General features: G+C 54.9%; 15 protein-coding genes. 5 read left to right on the top strand and 10 right to left on the bottom strand.

Annotation, left to right across the window (positions count from 1 at the left end; genetic code table 11):
- Positions 1 to 15 precede the first annotated feature (15 nt).
- Positions 16 to 1,206: an MFS transporter gene (locus I2123_RS03310; protein WP_112167587.1), complete on the bottom strand. Its 1,191-nt coding sequence runs from the start codon at positions 1,204 to 1,206 to the stop codon at positions 16 to 18.
- 215 nt (positions 1,207 to 1,421) lie between these two features.
- Here I2123_RS03310 and I2123_RS03305 point away from each other — a divergent pair, with 215 nt between their 5' ends.
- Complete coding sequence (locus tag I2123_RS03305; RefSeq protein ID WP_213051818.1) at positions 1,422 to 2,330, top strand: LysR substrate-binding domain-containing protein; 909 nt, start codon at positions 1,422 to 1,424, stop codon at positions 2,328 to 2,330.
- Between the two features lies 1 nt (position 2,331).
- Here the strand turns inward: I2123_RS03305 and I2123_RS03300 are convergent, their stop codons facing one another.
- Positions 2,332 to 2,739: an OsmC family protein gene (locus I2123_RS03300; protein WP_112167585.1), complete on the bottom strand. Its 408-nt coding sequence runs from the start codon at positions 2,737 to 2,739 to the stop codon at positions 2,332 to 2,334.
- Positions 2,740 to 3,100: 361 nt separating this feature from the next.
- On the opposite strand from I2123_RS03300, the gene crp reads away from it, so the two are divergent.
- Together crp and I2123_RS03290 are read left to right on the top strand one after the other, a co-directional pair.
- Complete coding sequence (gene crp / locus I2123_RS03295; RefSeq protein ID WP_056775291.1) at positions 3,101 to 3,733, top strand: cAMP-activated global transcriptional regulator CRP; 633 nt, start codon at positions 3,101 to 3,103, stop codon at positions 3,731 to 3,733.
- A gap of 67 nt (positions 3,734 to 3,800) precedes the next feature.
- Positions 3,801 to 5,870, top strand: coding sequence for a YccS/YhfK family putative transporter (locus tag I2123_RS03290; protein WP_208640457.1), 2,070 nt, complete (start codon positions 3,801 to 3,803; stop codon positions 5,868 to 5,870).
- Between the two features lie 150 nt (positions 5,871 to 6,020).
- On the opposite strand, the gene argD is transcribed toward I2123_RS03290, so the two are convergent.
- The 8 genes from argD to I2123_RS03250 all read right to left on the bottom strand — a co-directional run bounded on the left by argD (position 6,021) and on the right by I2123_RS03250 (position 14,009).
- Positions 6,021 to 7,238, bottom strand: coding sequence for a bifunctional acetylornithine/succinyldiaminopimelate transaminase (gene argD, locus I2123_RS03285; protein ID WP_112167583.1), 1,218 nt, complete (start codon positions 7,236 to 7,238; stop codon positions 6,021 to 6,023).
- Positions 7,239 to 7,404: 166 nt separating this feature from the next.
- Positions 7,405 to 7,980 carry an aminodeoxychorismate synthase component II gene (locus I2123_RS03280; RefSeq protein ID WP_112167582.1) on the bottom strand — a complete coding sequence of 192 codons (576 nt, stop codon included), beginning with the start codon at positions 7,978 to 7,980 and terminating at the stop codon, positions 7,405 to 7,407.
- Positions 7,981 to 8,033: 53 nt separating this feature from the next.
- Positions 8,034 to 8,636 (bottom strand): putative adenosine monophosphate-protein transferase Fic, encoded by a 603-nt coding sequence (locus I2123_RS03275; RefSeq protein WP_213051817.1) that lies wholly within the window; start codon positions 8,634 to 8,636, stop codon positions 8,034 to 8,036.
- On the bottom strand, positions 8,626 to 8,796 hold the full coding sequence (locus tag I2123_RS03270) for a YhfG family protein (RefSeq protein ID WP_112167580.1): 171 nt from the start codon (positions 8,794 to 8,796) through the stop codon (positions 8,626 to 8,628). Before I2123_RS03270 ends, I2123_RS03275 begins: the two co-directional genes overlap by 11 nt.
- Before the next feature lie 96 nt (positions 8,797 to 8,892).
- A complete protein-coding gene (locus I2123_RS03265) occupies positions 8,893 to 10,098 on the bottom strand; it encodes an aldose 1-epimerase family protein (RefSeq protein ID WP_112167579.1) in 1,206 nt (401 codons plus the stop codon).
- A 242-nt stretch (positions 10,099 to 10,340) separates the two neighbouring features.
- Positions 10,341 to 11,864, bottom strand: coding sequence for a helicase HerA-like C-terminal domain-containing protein (locus I2123_RS03260; RefSeq protein WP_213051816.1), 1,524 nt, complete (start codon positions 11,862 to 11,864; stop codon positions 10,341 to 10,343).
- Between the two features lie 137 nt (positions 11,865 to 12,001).
- Positions 12,002 to 12,568, bottom strand: coding sequence for a peptidylprolyl isomerase A (ppiA, locus tag I2123_RS03255; RefSeq protein WP_112167577.1), 567 nt, complete (start codon positions 12,566 to 12,568; stop codon positions 12,002 to 12,004).
- 145 nt (positions 12,569 to 12,713) lie between these two features.
- The gene (locus tag I2123_RS03250) at positions 12,714 to 14,009 is read right to left on the bottom strand and encodes a cytosine deaminase (protein ID WP_213051815.1); all 1,296 of its coding nucleotides are present in this window, start codon (positions 14,007 to 14,009) and stop codon (positions 12,714 to 12,716) included.
- A gap of 200 nt (positions 14,010 to 14,209) precedes the next feature.
- Here I2123_RS03250 and nirB point away from each other — a divergent pair, with 200 nt between their 5' ends.
- Positions 14,210 to 16,762, top strand: coding sequence for a nitrite reductase large subunit NirB (gene nirB, locus I2123_RS03245; protein ID WP_213051814.1), 2,553 nt, complete (start codon positions 14,210 to 14,212; stop codon positions 16,760 to 16,762).
- A complete protein-coding gene (gene nirD / locus I2123_RS03240; protein WP_213051813.1) occupies positions 16,759 to 17,109 on the top strand; it encodes a nitrite reductase small subunit NirD in 351 nt (116 codons plus the stop codon). Before nirB ends, nirD begins: the two co-directional genes overlap by 4 nt.
- The last annotated feature ends 59 nt before the right edge of the window (positions 17,110 to 17,168 follow it).

Here is a 17,168-nt window from a genome sequence, read left to right as displayed (position 1 = left end):
CACACTTCTCCTCAGTTAAGCCGCATCACGCAGCGTTGCGCGCGGTTTCATCGCCAGCGGCAGGATCGCCAGACCGGCCACCACCATCGCCAGCGCCAGAAAAACAAATGTTGAGAGATATCCGTGACTGACGGTAATCAGATATCCCATCGCAATCGGCGCCACAAATCCGCCGAGCGTACCGCCGGTATTAATTATCCCCATTGCAGCGCCCATGACTTCTGAAGGCAGGCGTTTCATCGGCAGCGTGAAAACAGTGACGAACGCCGCCATCAGGAAAATGTAGCCGAGGAAAAGGAAGAGACCGGCGGTCACCGCAGACGTTGAGGTATACACCAGCCAGATGCACAGGGCGCTGAGCAGCGCGCAGCAGAAAATCACCTTCGGTTCATTGCCTTGCATGTAGCGCCCCACCAGCCAGCCGGTCGCCAGCGACGAAATCCAGATGCCGAGCCCGCCGGTGGCCACCACCATGCCGGAGACGTCGAGCGACATACCGCGCTGCTGCACCAGATATTTCGGCAACCACGCCATCAGGCCGTAGGAAGGAATGTTGATGCAGAAAATGGAGACGAACAGCAGCAGGACGATCGGGTTTTTCAGCAGATCGCGGTAGCCGGTCACCGCGCCGGAGCGGGGTTGTGCTGCGGGTGGATTCGGCACGAAGACGATAATCGCGGCGGCAATCACGAACGCCATCAGCCCGAGAATCGAAAATGAGCCACGCCAGCCGACGCTGTCCAACGCAAAGACCGCAATCAGCGGCCCGGCAGTCATCGCCAGCCCGGCGGAGGAGAGCAAAATGGACTGGGCAAACGTACGTTTTTCCACGGCGAAATTCGACACCACCGCTTTGGCGCACGACGAGGGATAACCCGAATGGCCAATACCCGACAGAAAGCGGAATGTCACCAGCAGGCCGAGGCTGAATCCTAACACGCCGAAACATAACGCAAATCCACCGAGCAGGCACAGCGACAGTGCCAGCACTTTTTTATAACCGAAGCGGTCGTTCAGCCAGCCCGCAGGGATTTGAAACAGCGAATACGCCAGGAAGAAAATCCCGGTGATATATCCCAGTTGCTCTGGTTGCAGATTAAATTCGCGCTCGATTGGCAGCAGCGCGAAGCCCATCACCGTTTTGTCGATATACACCACCACATAGCCGACAAACAGCAGGAAAATCATCAGGGAACGACTTTTCATAGCGGATATCCCTTTTTGTTATCACCGTGTCAGAGGTTCTCACTGTCGGGCGAAAGATAAAATGCGACATGCGTCACGTAATCAACTGAATAACAACGCATTATTTATAACAAGACTGACGCTATCAGCTTTACAGACACGCCATAAGATGCAATTTTTAGGCAGGTGATGCTTTTTACTGATAGGGCGTTTTGAATGATTAACGAGAGGACGTCATGCGCTATTTACCGAAACTTCAGCAACTGAAGGTTTTCCAGCAGGTTATCCGCAGCGGCAGTATTCGCGGCGCGGCGCGGGCGATGAATCAGTCGCAGCCAGCGGTCAGCAGAACGCTGCGCGAGCTGGAGCAAACGCTCGATACGCAGCTTATCGTGCGCGGCAATCAGGGGATGGCGCTGACCGAAACTGGCCGCGCTTTCGCCCAGCGGATGCAGTTCATCCTCGAAGAACTGGAGCGCGCCGCTGAAGAAATCCAGCAGATTAATCAGTATTCGCAAGGCTCGGTGGCGATCGGGTTTTCGTCGCTGCTGGCGCTGACGGTATTTCCGGCGCTGAACGGGGAATTCAAAACCCAGTTTCCGCAGTCAAAGTTGTTGATCAAAGAAGGTCAGCTGTCGGTGCTGCTGCCCGCGCTGCGCGAAGGAAAACTGGATTTCGCCATCGGTACCGCCGGACCGGGATTTCCGCTGGAGGATCAGGTGCGTGAACCGCTGTTCACCGCCCCGTTCGGAATTATCGCCAGACGCGGGCATCCGCTGGCCAACGCCACACGGCTCGAAGAATTACAGGATGCGCGCTGGGTGTTGCCGGAAACGGATATGGGGTACTACCAGCAGCTACAACTGGCGGACGGGTTTTATCAGGCGGGAAGTGAAACACCGGTGCGCACCGACTCGGTGGTGTGCGGGCTGAATATGGTGTTGCAGTCGGACTATCTGACCATCGTGGCGCGGGCGATGCGTGCGCCGTTCGGTTTGCAGGAGCAACTGTGTCTGCTCAATATCGACACCCTGCCACAGGCAGAATATTGCGTGCTCTATTCGCAAAAATCGCCGCTGACGTTTGCCGCGCGGCGATTTTTGGATTTACTGCGCAATCAGTGCCAGTCATATGACTGGACATGACTTATTCCGCTTCGATCACTTCAAAACTATGGGTAATCGTGGCCGCTTTGCCGAGCATCAGAGAAACAGAACAATATTTCTCGGCGGAGAGGCTGACGGCGCGCTCTACAATCTTATCGGTCAACGCTTTGCCGGTGACGATAAAATGCAGATTGATGTGCGTGAACAGACGCGGCGCTTCTTCGCGACGTTCTGACGTCAGTTTTACTTCACAATCGCGAACATCGTTACGGCCTTTTTGCAAAATCGACACCACGTCGATCGCGCTGCAGCCACCCGCTGACATCAGCAGCATTTCCATCGGGCTCGGGGCTTTATCGCCTGCATTGCCGTCCATCAAAACCTGATGCCCTGACGCTGATTCACCTAAAAACGTCAGACCTTCCACCCATTTTACGCGTGCGTGCATTTGCTTATCTCCCGGCGCTCTTAAGAATCAAATTTTCACCCCAGACTACCCTTTCACCTAAAAACTGGCAACGTAACCCGATCGCCATCATGCTGAAGCGAGACAACACAAGACAGCATTGCAAACCTGTGTTACAAACAAAGCCGAAACATACTTTCCAGCAAATTGCGGTGACGGTTTTCGCGGTTTAAGAACAGAACCCAAGGTGATAACGGCAATATACAGCCGGTTTCACTCCGACATCCGCTTGCAGCATTTCTGGAGAGCTATATGCTGAAAGGGCGCATTAATATTCAGACGCCGTACAGGGAACTCTGAGCCCTGTAATTTGGGCAGCGATAATAACAGAGGATAATAGCAAATGGTTCTCGGCAAGCCACAAACAGACCCGACTCTTGAATGGTTCCTGTCTCACTGTCATATACATAAGTATCCTTCTAAAAGTACGCTGATTCACCAAGGTGAAAAAGCCGAAACGCTTTACTACATCGTGAAAGGGTCGGTTGCCGTCCTGATTAAAGATGAAGAAGGCAAAGAGATGATACTTTCCTACCTTAACCAAGGTGACTTCATCGGCGAGCTGGGACTCTTCGAAGAAGGTCAGGAACGCAGTGCCTGGGTACGTGCTAAAACTGCCTGTGAAGTGGCTGAAATTTCTTATAAAAAATTCCGCCAGCTGATTCAGGTTAACCCGGACATTCTGATGCGCCTCTCCGCGCAGATGGCAAACCGTCTGCAAATGACGTCTGAGAAAGTCGGTAACCTTGCTTTCCTCGACGTAACGGGCCGTATCGCTCAAACCTTGCTGAATCTGGCCAAACAGCCAGATGCAATGACCCACCCGGACGGGATGCAGATTAAAATCACCCGCCAGGAAATCGGTCAGATCGTCGGTTGCTCTCGTGAAACCGTCGGCCGCATTCTTAAAATGCTGGAAGATCAGAGCCTGATCTCCGCACACGGTAAAACGATTGTCGTCTACGGCACACGTTAATCCCTCAAAAATTGGCGCGGCAGCTTACTGTCGCGCCTTTTTTATGGGCTAAGCTTCCGCTATGACGCTGTGGAGAAGGCTGTTTTATCACCCCGAAGTGAATTACGCACTGCGCCAGACGCTGGTGTTATGTTTGCCGGTCGGCCTGTGCTGGCTGTTCGGGAATCTGCAAATGGGCTTGCTGTTCTCCCTCTGCCCTGCCTGCTGTAACGTCGCCGGTCTTGATACGCCGCACAAACGCTTCTTCAAACGTCTCTTCATTGGTGGTTCGCTGTTTGCGATCAGCAGTATCTTGCTGCAACTGATGATGGAAAACTGGCACATCCCGCTGCCGCTCATCATGCTCTCGCTGGCTTTGCTGCTCGGCGTCACCGGTGAAATCAGCCCGCTGCATGCGCGACTGTTGCCCGGCGCACTGGTGGCGACCATCTTTACCCTGAGCATGGTCGGCGTCAGGCCGATGTGGCAGGCTCCCGCGCTGTTCGCTGCAGGCACTGCCTGGTATGGCCTGTTCAACTGGGCGTGGTTTCGCATCTCCAAAGAGCAGCCGATGCGCGAAACTCTCAGCCAGCTCTATCTGCAACTGGCTGATTATTTCGAAGCCAAATACAGCCTGCTGACGCAGCATATCGATCCGGAAACCGCCTTACCGCCGCTGCTTAAGCGTCAGCAGCAGGTCATCGATCTTATTGCCCTGCTCTATCAGCAGTTGCACATGCTGCCGCAGCACGGCCATCATCATCACCACAAGCGACTGTTCCAGCGTTTTCAGGTGGCGCTGGATTTGCAGGAGCACATCACGGTCAGTCTGCATCAGCCGGAAGAAGTACAAAAACTGGTGGAAGAAAGCCATGCCGAAGCGGTGATCCGCCGCAATGCGCAGGTGATTTCCGCCCGGCTGCGCGTCATTGCCGACGACATTCTTTATCACCGGCTGTCCGCGCGTTTCACGATGGCCAACGAATTGGCGGCGCTGGAAAAAATCGCCGCACGCAATCCGGAAAATCCGGTCGGCCAGTTCTGCTATTACCATTTCAGCCGCATTGCACGCCTGCTGCGCACCCAGCGCCCGCTGTACCGCCGTGATCTGATGAACTCTCAGCCGCGTCTGCCTTTCTGGCTGGCGCTGAAAAGTTATCTGTCTTTCAAATCTATCGCCCTGCGCAACGCAGCGCGGCTTGGCATTATTCTGGCGATCGGCAGCAGTCTTGGTTTGTTCTTCAATCTGCCGAAACCCTACTGGATTTTGCTTACCATCATGCTGGTAAGCCAGAACGGCTACAACGCCACCCGCGTGCGGATCCAGCACCGTGCGCTCGGCACGCTGGCCGGATTACTGATCGCCGCCGGATTGCTGAAACTTGAGCTGCCTGAGGGCATTACCTTGTTCTGCATGCTGGTGGTGACGCTGGTGTCGTACACGGTGCTGCGTAAAAACTACGGGCTGGCGATGGTCGGGATGACGGTCACGGCGGTCTACACGCTGCAACTGCTGGCGATGAACGGCGTACACTTTCTGGTGCCAAGGCTTATCGATACGCTTATCGGCTGCGCACTGGCCTTCGGCGGGACTATCTGGCTATGGCCGCAGTGGCAAAGCGGATTGTTGCGTCAAAATGCCCATCAGGCGCTGGCAACCTACCAGGATGCGATCCGCTTACTCCTGCAAGATAATCCAGACGCTGTAAAACTGGCCTATGCCCGTATGCAGGTCAATCAGGCGCATAACAAGCTGTTCACCTCGCTGAATCAGGCAATGCAGGAACCGGGATTTAACTCGCATTATCTTGCAGATATGCGTCTGTGGGTAACGCACAGTCAGTTTGTGGTCGAGCACATCAACGCCATGACCATTCTGGCCCGCGAGCATTACATGCTGCCGGAGGCTCTGGCGACGGAGTATTTGCAGAGTTGTGAAATCGCGCTGCAAAGCTGCCAGCAGCGGCTGATCTACGACGGTCCGAGCAGCGAGAACACCCTCATCAACGCTCCGGAGTTACACCCGGATATGCCGCTGACCGAGATGGAGCGCCATCTGCGGCGCGTGATATCACATCTGAGCGTCATGCATACAATTTCATCACTGGCGTGGAAGCAGAGACCGCATCATGGGATCTGGTTGACGCGCAAGGCGTGAAAGGGGTTGGAGCCAGACCGAGTAGTGCTTTGCTCCTCCCCTGCGAAGGGGGAGGAACACACCGGAGGGCACCGAGCAGAAAATCATGTGATCACTGCGAGTGAGAAACCGAAATTTTCTCGGTTGCGTATTTAAAATGGGATGTAGGGATTATCCCCCGACAACTTTATCTACGGCTTTCTCAAACCGCCCCATCCCCTCTTCAATATCCGCGAAGTCGATAACCAGTGAAGGGGCAAACCGCATCACATTCGGTCCCGCGATCAGCATCATCAGCCCGAATTCGGCAGCCGCCGCATGAAACTCTCCGGCGCGGTTTTTGAAGCCGTCTGAGAGTTCAGCGCCAATCAGTAACCCCTGACCACGGAATTCTTTAAAGATGTGATATTTCTGGTTAATGCCTTCCAGGGCACTGATGAATTTTTCGCGACGCTCGTCGATGCCTGCCAGTACTTCCGGCGTGTTGATAATGTCCAGTGCTGCTTCGGCGACGGCGCAGGCCAGCGGGTTACCGCCGTAGGTGGTGCCGTGTTTACCCGGTTCCATGACGGATGCCACGTCTTCGGTTGCCAGCATGGCGCTAACCGGGAAGCCGCCGCCCAGCGCTTTCGCAGTGGTCAGGATGTCCGGCGTCACGCCGTAGTGCATGTAGCTAAACAGCTTACCGCTGCGGCCCATGCCGCTCTGTACTTCGTCCAGCACCAGCAACGCCTGATGTTTGTCACACAGCTCGCGCAGGCCTTGCAGGAACGCCTGAGTGGCAGGCGTCACGCCGCCCTCGCCCTGCACCGGTTCGACCACAATCGCACAGGTATGATCGTCGATAACCGCTTTGACCGCGTCCAGGTCGTTAAACGGCACGTGGACGATGTCAGCGGGTTTCGGGCCGAAGCCGTCAGAGTATTTCGGCTGGCCGCCGACGGACACGGTGAACAGCGTTCGGCCATGGAAGCCGTTGTGGAAGGCGATGATTTTGCTTTTGTACGGGCTGTGGCGATGCGACGCGTAATAACGCGCCAGCTTGAATGCGGCTTCGTTGGCTTCCGCGCCGGAGTTGGCGAAAAATACGCGGTCAGCAAAAGTGGCGTCGATCAGCTTCTGTGCCAGTCGCAGAGCGGGTTCGTTGGTAAATACGTTGCTCACATGCCACAGGGTTTCACCCTGTTCGTGCAAAGCTTTCACCAGCGCAGGATGACAATGTCCCAGCGCGGTCACCGCGATACCCCCGGCGAAATCAACGTACTCTTTACCCTGCTGATCCCACACGCGGCTGCCTTTGCCTTTCACCGGAATAAACTTCGCTGGTGAATAAACCGGCAAAATAACTTTGTCGAACGTGCTCCGGTCTACCGCTGATTTTTCTGCCATAACCCTGCTCCCTTACCTGTTTGCGTCGGTGAGTGGTAACGCTACTCTGAAAATCACACCCTGGTAGATGTGAAAATATAATCACAAAATATGCATAATAAATCACTCACAGGCAAACAGAAATCGCACCTGTCAGGTAAGTAATTTTCTCGATGAATGTAAGCGGTTAGATCTTAAGGAAATTATCCAGAAGCTGATGCCCCTGTTCGCTGAGAATACTTTCAGGATGGAACTGAACGCCATGCAGCGGCAAAGTCTTGTGCATGATGCCCATAATTTCGTCGCGCGTGCCTTCCCGCTCAGTCCACGCGGTGACGTCAAAACAGTCCGGCAGCGTGTCGGGCGCAATTACCAGAGAATGGTAGCGCGTTACGGTCAGCGGATTGTTTAGCCCGGCGAAAACGCTGCTGCCGGTGTGGCGGATCGGTGACGTTTTGCCGTGAATAGCCTGACGGGCACGGACAATTTTCGCGCCAAATGCCTGCGCCATCGCCTGATGCCCGAGGCATACGCCGAGGACTGGCAAACGGCCAGAAAAATGAGTGATGGCCTGCAAGGAAATCCCGGCCTGATCGGGCGTACAGGGGCCGGGAGAAATCACCAGATGCGAGGGTGAAAGGTTTTCGATATCCGCCAGCGTCAGCCGATCGTTACGCATCACTTTGACCTCTGCGCCCAGCTCGCAAAAATACTGATAGAGGTTGTAGGTGAAGGAGTCGTAGTTGTCGATCAGCAGCAGCATAGTGTTCCCGGTAAAGACGAAAATTTACCGGGCAATTCTACGCATATTGTTGATCAATGTTCATCAGCAATTTCGCTGATGACGTCTTTGAAGATCGCCACCAGTTCAGATTCATCACCAAACACCGCTGTTTTGTTGGCATCCAGCCAGCGTTCGCGATCGACGCTTGCCCACTGAATGTCATAACCGGCATGAATAACCAGCTGCTCGGTGAAAATTCTCAGCGCGCGGCCGTTGCCTTCGCGAAACGGATGCAGCAGATTCAGGCCGGTGTAGTAATGCGCCAGCCGTTCTGCGAACGCATCCAGCGGCAAACCGACCAGAAATTCTTCATCCTCCAGCTCCTGCATCAGCGCATTGCCTTCCTTTTCGATGTAACCGAAATGGCAAAACTGCGTGTCGTCTTTATGGATGTCGATTTCGCGGAACTCGCCCGCCCACGGATAGATATCCTGAAACAGCGCCAGATGAATAGCGCACAGATGCGGCAACCCCATTACCGACGGGCCAAGTGGCATTGTCGCTGCACGTAACGCAGTGAAGGCCAGTTCGGCTTCGCGCAGACGATGCGCTTCACGGATTTCCAGCCGGTTTTTCAATACGTTGATGCCACGATAGTAGTAAGGATCGGCACCGGCCACGAGTTTATCGTTCATAGTGCCCCCTCAGTTCGGCCAGCCGCTGTGCGATTTGCTCGTTGTCTAACGTCACTACCTCAACCTGCAAACCATCCAGTGCGCTGCTGGCCTGAAAGTTTTGCCGTTGCCGTTCACGAAAAAGTTTTTCCTGCTGTCTGAGCGTCGTTTTCTTCGCCATCATTTTCTCCCTGGCACAGCCATTAGGGCGCATACCTTGTGGAGTTAAGTATAGACAGAGAAAAAAGGGCGCCACGTCCGGCGCCCTAAACTCAGATTATTCAACGGCGATAGGTTGACTGCTGACCTCAGTTTTGTGCTCGCCCTGCAAGGTTTTCACCCGTTGCTCAAGCTGTTGCACTGCTTTGGCATCCGGCAGCAGCGAGTATTTCAGTTCAAATACCGTGCTCTGGCCCGGCTGCAACTGTTTCACGCGACCCTGCTTACGTTCGATAGTCACCGGATACGCGTAGTTAGTCCCCGGTTCGATACCGGTCACGTAACCCTGTTTCAGCGTGTCGGTATTTTTCCACAGCGTCAGCAAAGGAAGCTGATGGGTATCAAACTCAATCGACGCGCCCTTGTCCCCCGCTTTGTTCACCACTCCCGCCACCGTTTTACCCTGCGCATCGGCCAGTGGCACCATGTTGAAGACCATTTCGTCGAAGCCTTTGGTTGGTCCGGCGTAGGTCTGCCAGTCAGTCAGGCCTTTTTTAGCGTAATCGTTGAACGGAGAAATGGATTTGAGCGGAGCGATAAAGCGTGCGCCCTGTTCAAGGATTGGCTGACCAAAGTTGCTGTGATAGATAATCTGGTAGTCGTGCGGATAATCAGACGCATTGGTCAGGGTATCGTGAATTGTCCAGGACTGGCTGCCCGGCACGTAGCGCAGTTCCGTCCAGGTCTGGAGTTTCGCTTTCTTGAAGGTGTCTTCTTTCAGCAGGCCGCGCACGGTGATTTCAAACGGGGCTTTGTCGGCAATCTCTATTTCGACTTTGGAAGCTGGGGTGTTGCCCGCACGGCCATGCAGGGTGTAAATCATCCCGTCAGCGGTGACCGGATGGCCGGTCCATTCGAAGCCGCAGCGCACCATCATTTCGTTGAAACCTTCCAGCCAACCCACGCCGTTGCGGCTTTCCAGATTGATATACGCCGGATTTACCACTTCCTGAACCGGTGAATCCCAACCCAGACGGATGTTATCACCGGTCACGTGCAGTAAATCCATACCGCGTGTCGGGCTGAGCGCGATAGTCAGCCCTTTGCTGGTGATAGTAATCACTTTAGAGCCTTCCTGTTTGCCCCCGTGCAGAACTTTTTGCTCAATGCTGAAATCCGCGCTGGCGAGATTCAGCTTTTTGCTATCAGTCTTCCAGTTTCCCAGTTCGGTACCGGCTTCAGCATCCGTCAGCACGATAGTTTGTGCGGCAGCCTGCCACGAAAAAAGCCCCATCACGATCCCGGTTACGAGTAATTTTTTCACATCCACTCCTTTTTGCTGAATTGATTTAGCCCAAAAGCAATTCAGCCTACAAACCCTGCGGGGTGAAAAACGTGACAGCCTTCACTTAGCGGAGTTTTGTATCAAAAACAGCCGTTATAACGTGCTTCGGATAGCAGTCTGAGATGTAGATGAGGGTTTTTTGCAACAAAGAGTGCGAAGTCATGCAGGAATTTACCGGGAATAGCTGACGCGGTTCAGCCACTCCCGGTGAGCAGAGTGGATTACTTTTTGCGGCCGCCCATAATGGAGCCCAACACGCCGCGCAGGATCTGGCGCCCCAGATCGCGCGCGATACTTTTGGTGACGGACTGCACCACGCCGTCGCGTTTACCGCCGCGCGGACCGGTGCTGCCGAACAGGAGGTCATTCAGCCCGCCCATCAGTCCGCCACCGGCAGAGGCTTCCCCCGCAGGCTTCGCCGCGCCCGCAGACGGCGGCGTGGCAACCGTACCAAATCCCTGCGCGGTGATTTTTTCGTAGGCAGATTCGCGATCAATACTGTCTTCGTAGCGGCCATACAGCGGTGACTGGTTAATCGCTTTGTTACGGTCATCATCGCCCAGCATGCCCATTTTGGATTCCGGCGCAATGACCATTGCCCGCTGAACCACTTCCGGACGCCCCTTTTCATCGAGGAAAGAAACCAGCGCCTCGCCCACGCCCAGTTCGGTTATCGCCGTTTCTGCATCGAACGCCGGATTGGCGCGCAGCGTTTGCGCCGCCGCTTTCACCGCTTTCTGATCACGCGGCGTAAAAGCACGCAGCGCATGCTGGACGCGGTTACCGAGCTGCCCCAACACGCTGTCGGGAATGTCCAGCGGGTTCTGAGTGACAAAGTAAATCCCGACACCTTTCGAGCGGATAAGGCGGACTACCTGCTCGATTTTAGTCAGCAGCGCCTGCGGGGCGTCAGTGAACAGCAGATGCGCTTCGTCGAAGAAGAACACCAGCTTAGGCTGTTGCGGATCACCGACTTCCGGCAAATGCTCAAACAGCTCCGCCAGCAGCCACAGCAGGAATACGGAGTAGAGTTGCGGTTGATTGATAAGCTTATCCGCCGCCAGCAGATTGATGATGCCGTGACCGTTCTTATCGGTCTTCATCAGGTCATTGATATCAAGCATCGGCTCGCCAAAGAACTGATTCGCACCCTGGCTTTCCAGCGTTAACAGGCCGCGCTGGATAGCGCCGATCGAGGCCGGAGAAATATTGCCGTACTGCGTCTGAAACTGTTTGGCGTTATCGCCGGTGAACTGCACCATCGCACGCAAATCTTTCATGTCGAGCAGCAGCAGGCCGTTGTCGTCAGCAATTTTAAATACCAGCTGTAACACACCGCTTTGTACATCGTTGAGACTGAGCAATCGCGCCAGCAGCAGCGGTCCAAGGTCAGAAATCGTCGCACGGATCGGATGGCCTTTCTCGCCGAAAATATCCCAAGGAATAATACTGCACGCCTGTGGTTGCCAGTCGGTCACGCCGATATTATTCAGTCGCGCGCTGAGTTTCTCCGAAGGCACGCCTGCTGCGCCAATCCCTGATAAATCCCCTTTCACGTCCGCCAGAAACACCGGGATCCCGATGCGGGAAAACTGTTCGGCCATACGTTGCAGCGTGACGGTTTTACCGGTACCGGTCGCGCCGGTTATCAGGCCATGCCGGTTCGCCAGCGCGGGAAGGATCACCAGATCCTGTATCGGCTTACCTTCACTCATGGCTTTCGCAATCAGACGGGCTTCACTCATTTCATTTTCCTTGAAAGTAGGACGCGAGGGCGTTTATTAAAACCTATTCGTCAGCGGGATGGGCGTCAAGAAACGAAATTGAAAAAGCCCCCGGGATCGGAGGCTTTGAGAAAGGAACGAACAGGCATTTAAAATTATTAAGGCAGCACTTTCGCAGACAGGATCACAATCGGCGTAGTCGGAACGTTCTGGTATGGCCCGACGTTGTCGGTTTTAACCGCAGACATTTTGTCTACCACATCCATCCCTTTAACGACTTTACCGAAGACGGCGTAACCGAAATCACGCTGGCCGTGATCAAGGAAGGCGTTGTCTGCAACGTTGATGAAGAACTGGCTGGTCGCGCTGTCTTTATCGGCAGTACGTGCCATGGCCACGGTGCCGCGCAGGTTACGCAGGCCGTTGTCGGCTTCGTTCTTGATTGGCGCTTTGGTGGCTTTCTGCTGCATATCAGCTGAGAAACCGCCGCCCTGCACCATAAAACCTGGGATTACGCGATGGAATACGGTGTTGTTGTAGTAACCGCTCTGGGCGTAATCGATGAAATTTTTCACAGAAACCGGTGCCTTCGCACTGTCGAGCTCCAATTCGATATTCCCTGCTGAAGTGGTCAGCATTACGTGAGTTTCACCGGCAGCAAAAACCGGCGACATTGCAGTCAGGGATAGCAGCGCAGTGAAGGCCACTAAAGTACGTTTAAACATGACGGTTCCTTTCTCGTGAATACAAACAGCAGATCTGACTGATTCTAAAGAGCCTTTACGCTCAGCGCCAGACCTTTACCTATATTTACGCTTTCAAAAGATTTATCCAGATATTTCAAAATATTACACCAGATTTCTCAGGCATTTAGCTGTTGAAATCTACCGGATAATCTTTATCGAGATGAATGACAGTTTGTGCTGGCCGGGTTTGTGCAATCACTACGCCCTGACGAACAGAAAAACGCACCGGCGCCTGACGGCGAACCGCATCGAAACCGCTTTCTGCCGCCAGAATCACCAGACTTGCGGCGTTGCCCGTGTCCAGGCCATAGCCTTGCAAATTCATGGTACGGGCGCTGTACGACGTGATGAGTTTCAGGCCGTGGTCAATTTGCTGATACCCCATCAGTTGGCAGACGTGCAGCCCCATGTGCAGCACTTGTAACATATTGGCGGTGCCAAGCGGATACCAGGGATCGAAAACGTCATCGTGGCCAAAGCAAACGTTAATCCCGGCGTCGAGCATCTCTTTCACCCGCGTGATGCCGCGACGTTTCGGATAGGTATCGAAGCGCCCCTGCAAATGAATATTCACCAGTGGATTAGCCACGAAGTTAATGCCCGACATTTTCAGCAGACGGAACAGCCGCGAGGTATACGCGCCATTGTAGGAATGCATCGCGGTGGTATGGCTGGCGGTCACACGCTCGCCCATGTTTTCGCGCAGGGCCAGCGCGGCGACGGTTTCGACAAAGCGCGACTGCTCGTCATCAATCTCATCGCAATGCACGTCAATCAGCTTGTTGTACTTCTTCGCCAGCGCGAAGGTTTTATGCAGCGATTCCACGCCGTATTCGCGGGTAAATTCAAAATGCGGGATCGCCCCCACCACGTCGGCCCCCAGCTTCAGGGCTTCTTCGAGCAGGGCTTCGCCGTCGGGGTACGACATAATCCCCTCCTGCGGAAACGCCACGATTTGTAGCGTTACCCACGGAGCGACTTCCGCTTTCACTTCCAGCATCGCTTTCAGCGCTGTGAGCGTCGGGTCAGACACATCGACATGCGTGCGCACATGCTGAATACCGTTGGCGATTTGCCATTTCAGCGTCTGCCAGGCGCGCTGCTTAACGTCCTCGTGGGACAGCAGCGCCTTGCGTTCCGCCCATCGCTCGATGCCTTCGAACAACGTACCGGACTGATTCCACGCTGGCTGACCGGCGGTTTGAGTGGTGTCGAGATGGATATGCGGTTCGATAAAGGGCGGGATAGCCAGCCCGCCTTCGCCATCCAGAATGTGATCGCCCTGCTCATCATTGTGCGGTTGGGAAAGGATCTGGCGGACAACGCCGTCTTCGATCTCTATTTGCCACAGCCCCTCACGGTCAGGCATCCGGACATTTTTAATGGTACGCAAAAGGGTTTTTGGCACGCGCGACCTCATGGATTCAGAAAGACGGTGGAAAGACTGCAATAACAGAACAATAGCCTGAAACTGTTTATAAATCGAAAGGTTACATAAAAACCCAATAAAATCAGTCGAGTACCACCTAGGGAGTATATTGGGAGCGGCTTGATTTGCATCAATACCCCCTGTTACGCGCGCGTTATGTTTAGCCTCAGAAAATCAAAATTGAGGCAATTATGAGCAAAGTCAGACTCGCGATTATTGGTAACGGCATGGTCGGCCATCGCTTTATCGAAGACTTACTGGATAAAGCCGAGCCGGGTCAGTTCGATATCACGGTACTGTGTGAAGAGCCGCGCGTCGCCTATGACCGCGTCCATCTTTCCTCCTATTTTTCCCACCACACCGCCGAAGAGCTTTCGCTGGTACGCGAAGGGTTCTACGAGAAGCACAACGTCAACGTGCTGATCGGTGAACGCGCCATCACACTGAACCGCAAAGAGAAAGTGATCCACTCCAGCAGCGGCCGCACGGTGGTGTACGACAAACTGATCATCGCTACCGGTTCCTACCCGTGGGTACCGCCGATCCTCGGTTCCGACGGTCAGGACTGCTTTGTTTACCGCACTATCGAAGATTTGCATGCCATCGAAGCCTGTGCCCGTCGCAGTAAACGCGGTGCGGTGGTCGGCGGTGGCCTGCTCGGTCTGGAAGCCGCTGGCGCGCTGAAAAACCTCGGCGTGGAAACGCACGTCGTGGAATTTGCGCCCGGCCTGATGGCTGAACAGCTCGACGTGATGGGCGGCAGTCAGCTGCGCCAGAAAATCGAAAGCATGGGCGTGCAGGTTCATACGGCAAAAAATACCAAAGAGATCGTTCAGGGCGGCAGTACGGCGCGTAAAACCATGGAATTCGCCGACGGCAGCTCGCTTGAAGTCGATTTCATCGTCTTCTCCACCGGTATCCGTCCGCAGGATAAGCTGGCGCGTCAGTGCGATCTGGACATCGCACCACGCGGCGGCATCGTTATTAACGATCAGTGTCAGACCAGCGATCCGGACGTGTACGCCATCGGCGAATGTGCGTCGTGGAATCAGCGCACATTTGGCCTGGTCGCGCCGGGCTACAAAATGGCGCAGGTCACCGCCGATCACCTCCTTGGCCGAGAAAACAGCTTCACCGGCGCGGATATGAGCGCCAAGCTGAAGTTGCTGGGCGTTGATGTCGCGGGGATCGGCGACGCTCACGCCCGCACACCGGGCGCACGCAGTTACGTGTATCTCGATGAAAATAAAGCGCTCTATAAGCGTCTGGTGGTCAGCGAAGACAATAAAACGCTGCTCGGCGCGGTACTGGTTGGCGATACCAGCGATTACGGCAATCTGCTCCAGTTAGTGCTGAACAGTATTCAACTGCCCGAAAATCCGGACGCGCTGATCCTGCCAGCTCATGCGGGCAGCGGCGGTGCGGTGATTGGCACTGACGCCCTGCCGGAAAGCGCGCAAATATGCTCGTGTTTCGACGTCACCAAAGGCGACATTATCAAAGCGGTGCAAGGCGGCTGCCATACAGTAGCGGCGCTGAAATCCGCCACAAAAGCCGGTACCGGCTGTGGCGGCTGTATTCCGCTGGTCACGCAGGTAATGAATGCTGAGCTGAGTAAGCAAGGCATCGAAGTAAATCATCATCTGTGCGAGCACTTCGCCTATTCCCGTCAGGAGCTGTATCACCTGATCCGCGTTGAAGGTATCCGCTCGTTCGACGATCTGCTGAACAAATACGGCAAAGGCTACGGCTGTGAAGTCTGTAAACCGACCGTCGGCTCACTGCTGGCCTCCTGCTGGAATGACTACGTGCTGAAGGCGCAGCACACGCCGTTGCAGGACACCAACGACGTCTTCCTTGCCAACATGCAAAAAGACGGCACCTATTCGGTGATCCCACGTTCACCGGGCGGCGAAATCACCCCGCAAGGGTTGGTGGCGATTGGCGCGATTGCCGCCGAATATAATCTCTACACCAAAATCACCGGCTCCCAGCGCATCGGCATGTTCGGCGCGCAGAAAGATGATTTACCGGCGATCTGGCAAAAACTGATTAATGCCGGATTCGAAACCGGTCAGGCCTATGCCAAGGCACTGCGTATGGCCAAAACCTGCGTCGGCAGCACCTGGTGTCGCTACGGCGTCGGCGACAGCCTCGGTTTCGGCATCAGTCTGGAAAACCGTTACAAAGGGATCCGCACGCCGCACAAAATGAAATTCGGCGTATCGGGCTGTACCCGCGAGTGCTCCGAAGCGCAGGGTAAAGACGTCGGGATTATCGCGACTGAAAACGGCTGGAACCTGTACGTCTGCGGCAACGGAGGCATGAAACCGCGCCACGGCGATTTGCTGGCAGCCGATCTGGACAATGAAACGCTGCTGCGCTATCTCGACCGCTTTATGATGTTCTACATCCGCACCGCCGATAAGCTGCAACGCACCTCGGTCTGGATGGACAACCTCGAAGGCGGCATCGACTATCTGCGTAAAGTGATCATCGATAACAAACTGGGTCTGAACGATCAGCTGGAGGCCGAGCTGGCGCGCCTGCGTGAATCCGCCGTTTGTGAATGGCAGGAAACGCTGAATGATCCGGCTGCGCAAACCCGCTTCACGCACTTTATCAACAGCGCGCAGCGCGACCCGAACGTACAGTTCGTTTCTGAACGCCAACAGCATCGTCCGGCGCGCCCTGACGAACGCATTCCGGTGACGGTGATCGCCGACGGGGAGGAAGTATTATGAGCCAGTGGTTAACACTTTGTTCTGTTGAAGACATTTTGCCGGGCTGCGGCGTCTGTGCGCTGGCCGGTGATGAGCAGGTCGCGCTGTTCCGCCCGTATGCCGATGAGCAGATTTTTGCCCTTTCCAATATCGATCCTTTTGCGCAGGCCAGCGTGTTATCGCGCGGTCTGATCGGCGAGCATCAGGGCGAGTTATGGGTCGCCAGCCCGCTGAAAAAACAGCATTTCCGCCTGACTGACGGCTTCTGCATGGAAGACGATCAGCATTCGATTCCGGCCTATGACGTCCGCGTGCGCGACGGCCATGTCGAAATTTCTACCGCCAGTCTTCAGGCTGAAATCGGCTAATTTTCGTGCCTTTCACGCCGCCTTCGGGCGGCGTTTTCATCTGCTTATGAGATCATCGC

Origin of the sequence: Rahnella inusitata (assembly GCF_018288855.1) — a bacterium.
Classification (GTDB): domain Bacteria; phylum Pseudomonadota; class Gammaproteobacteria; order Enterobacterales; family Enterobacteriaceae; genus Rahnella; species Rahnella inusitata.
This window is presented reverse-complemented; position numbering and strand designations above follow the sequence as displayed.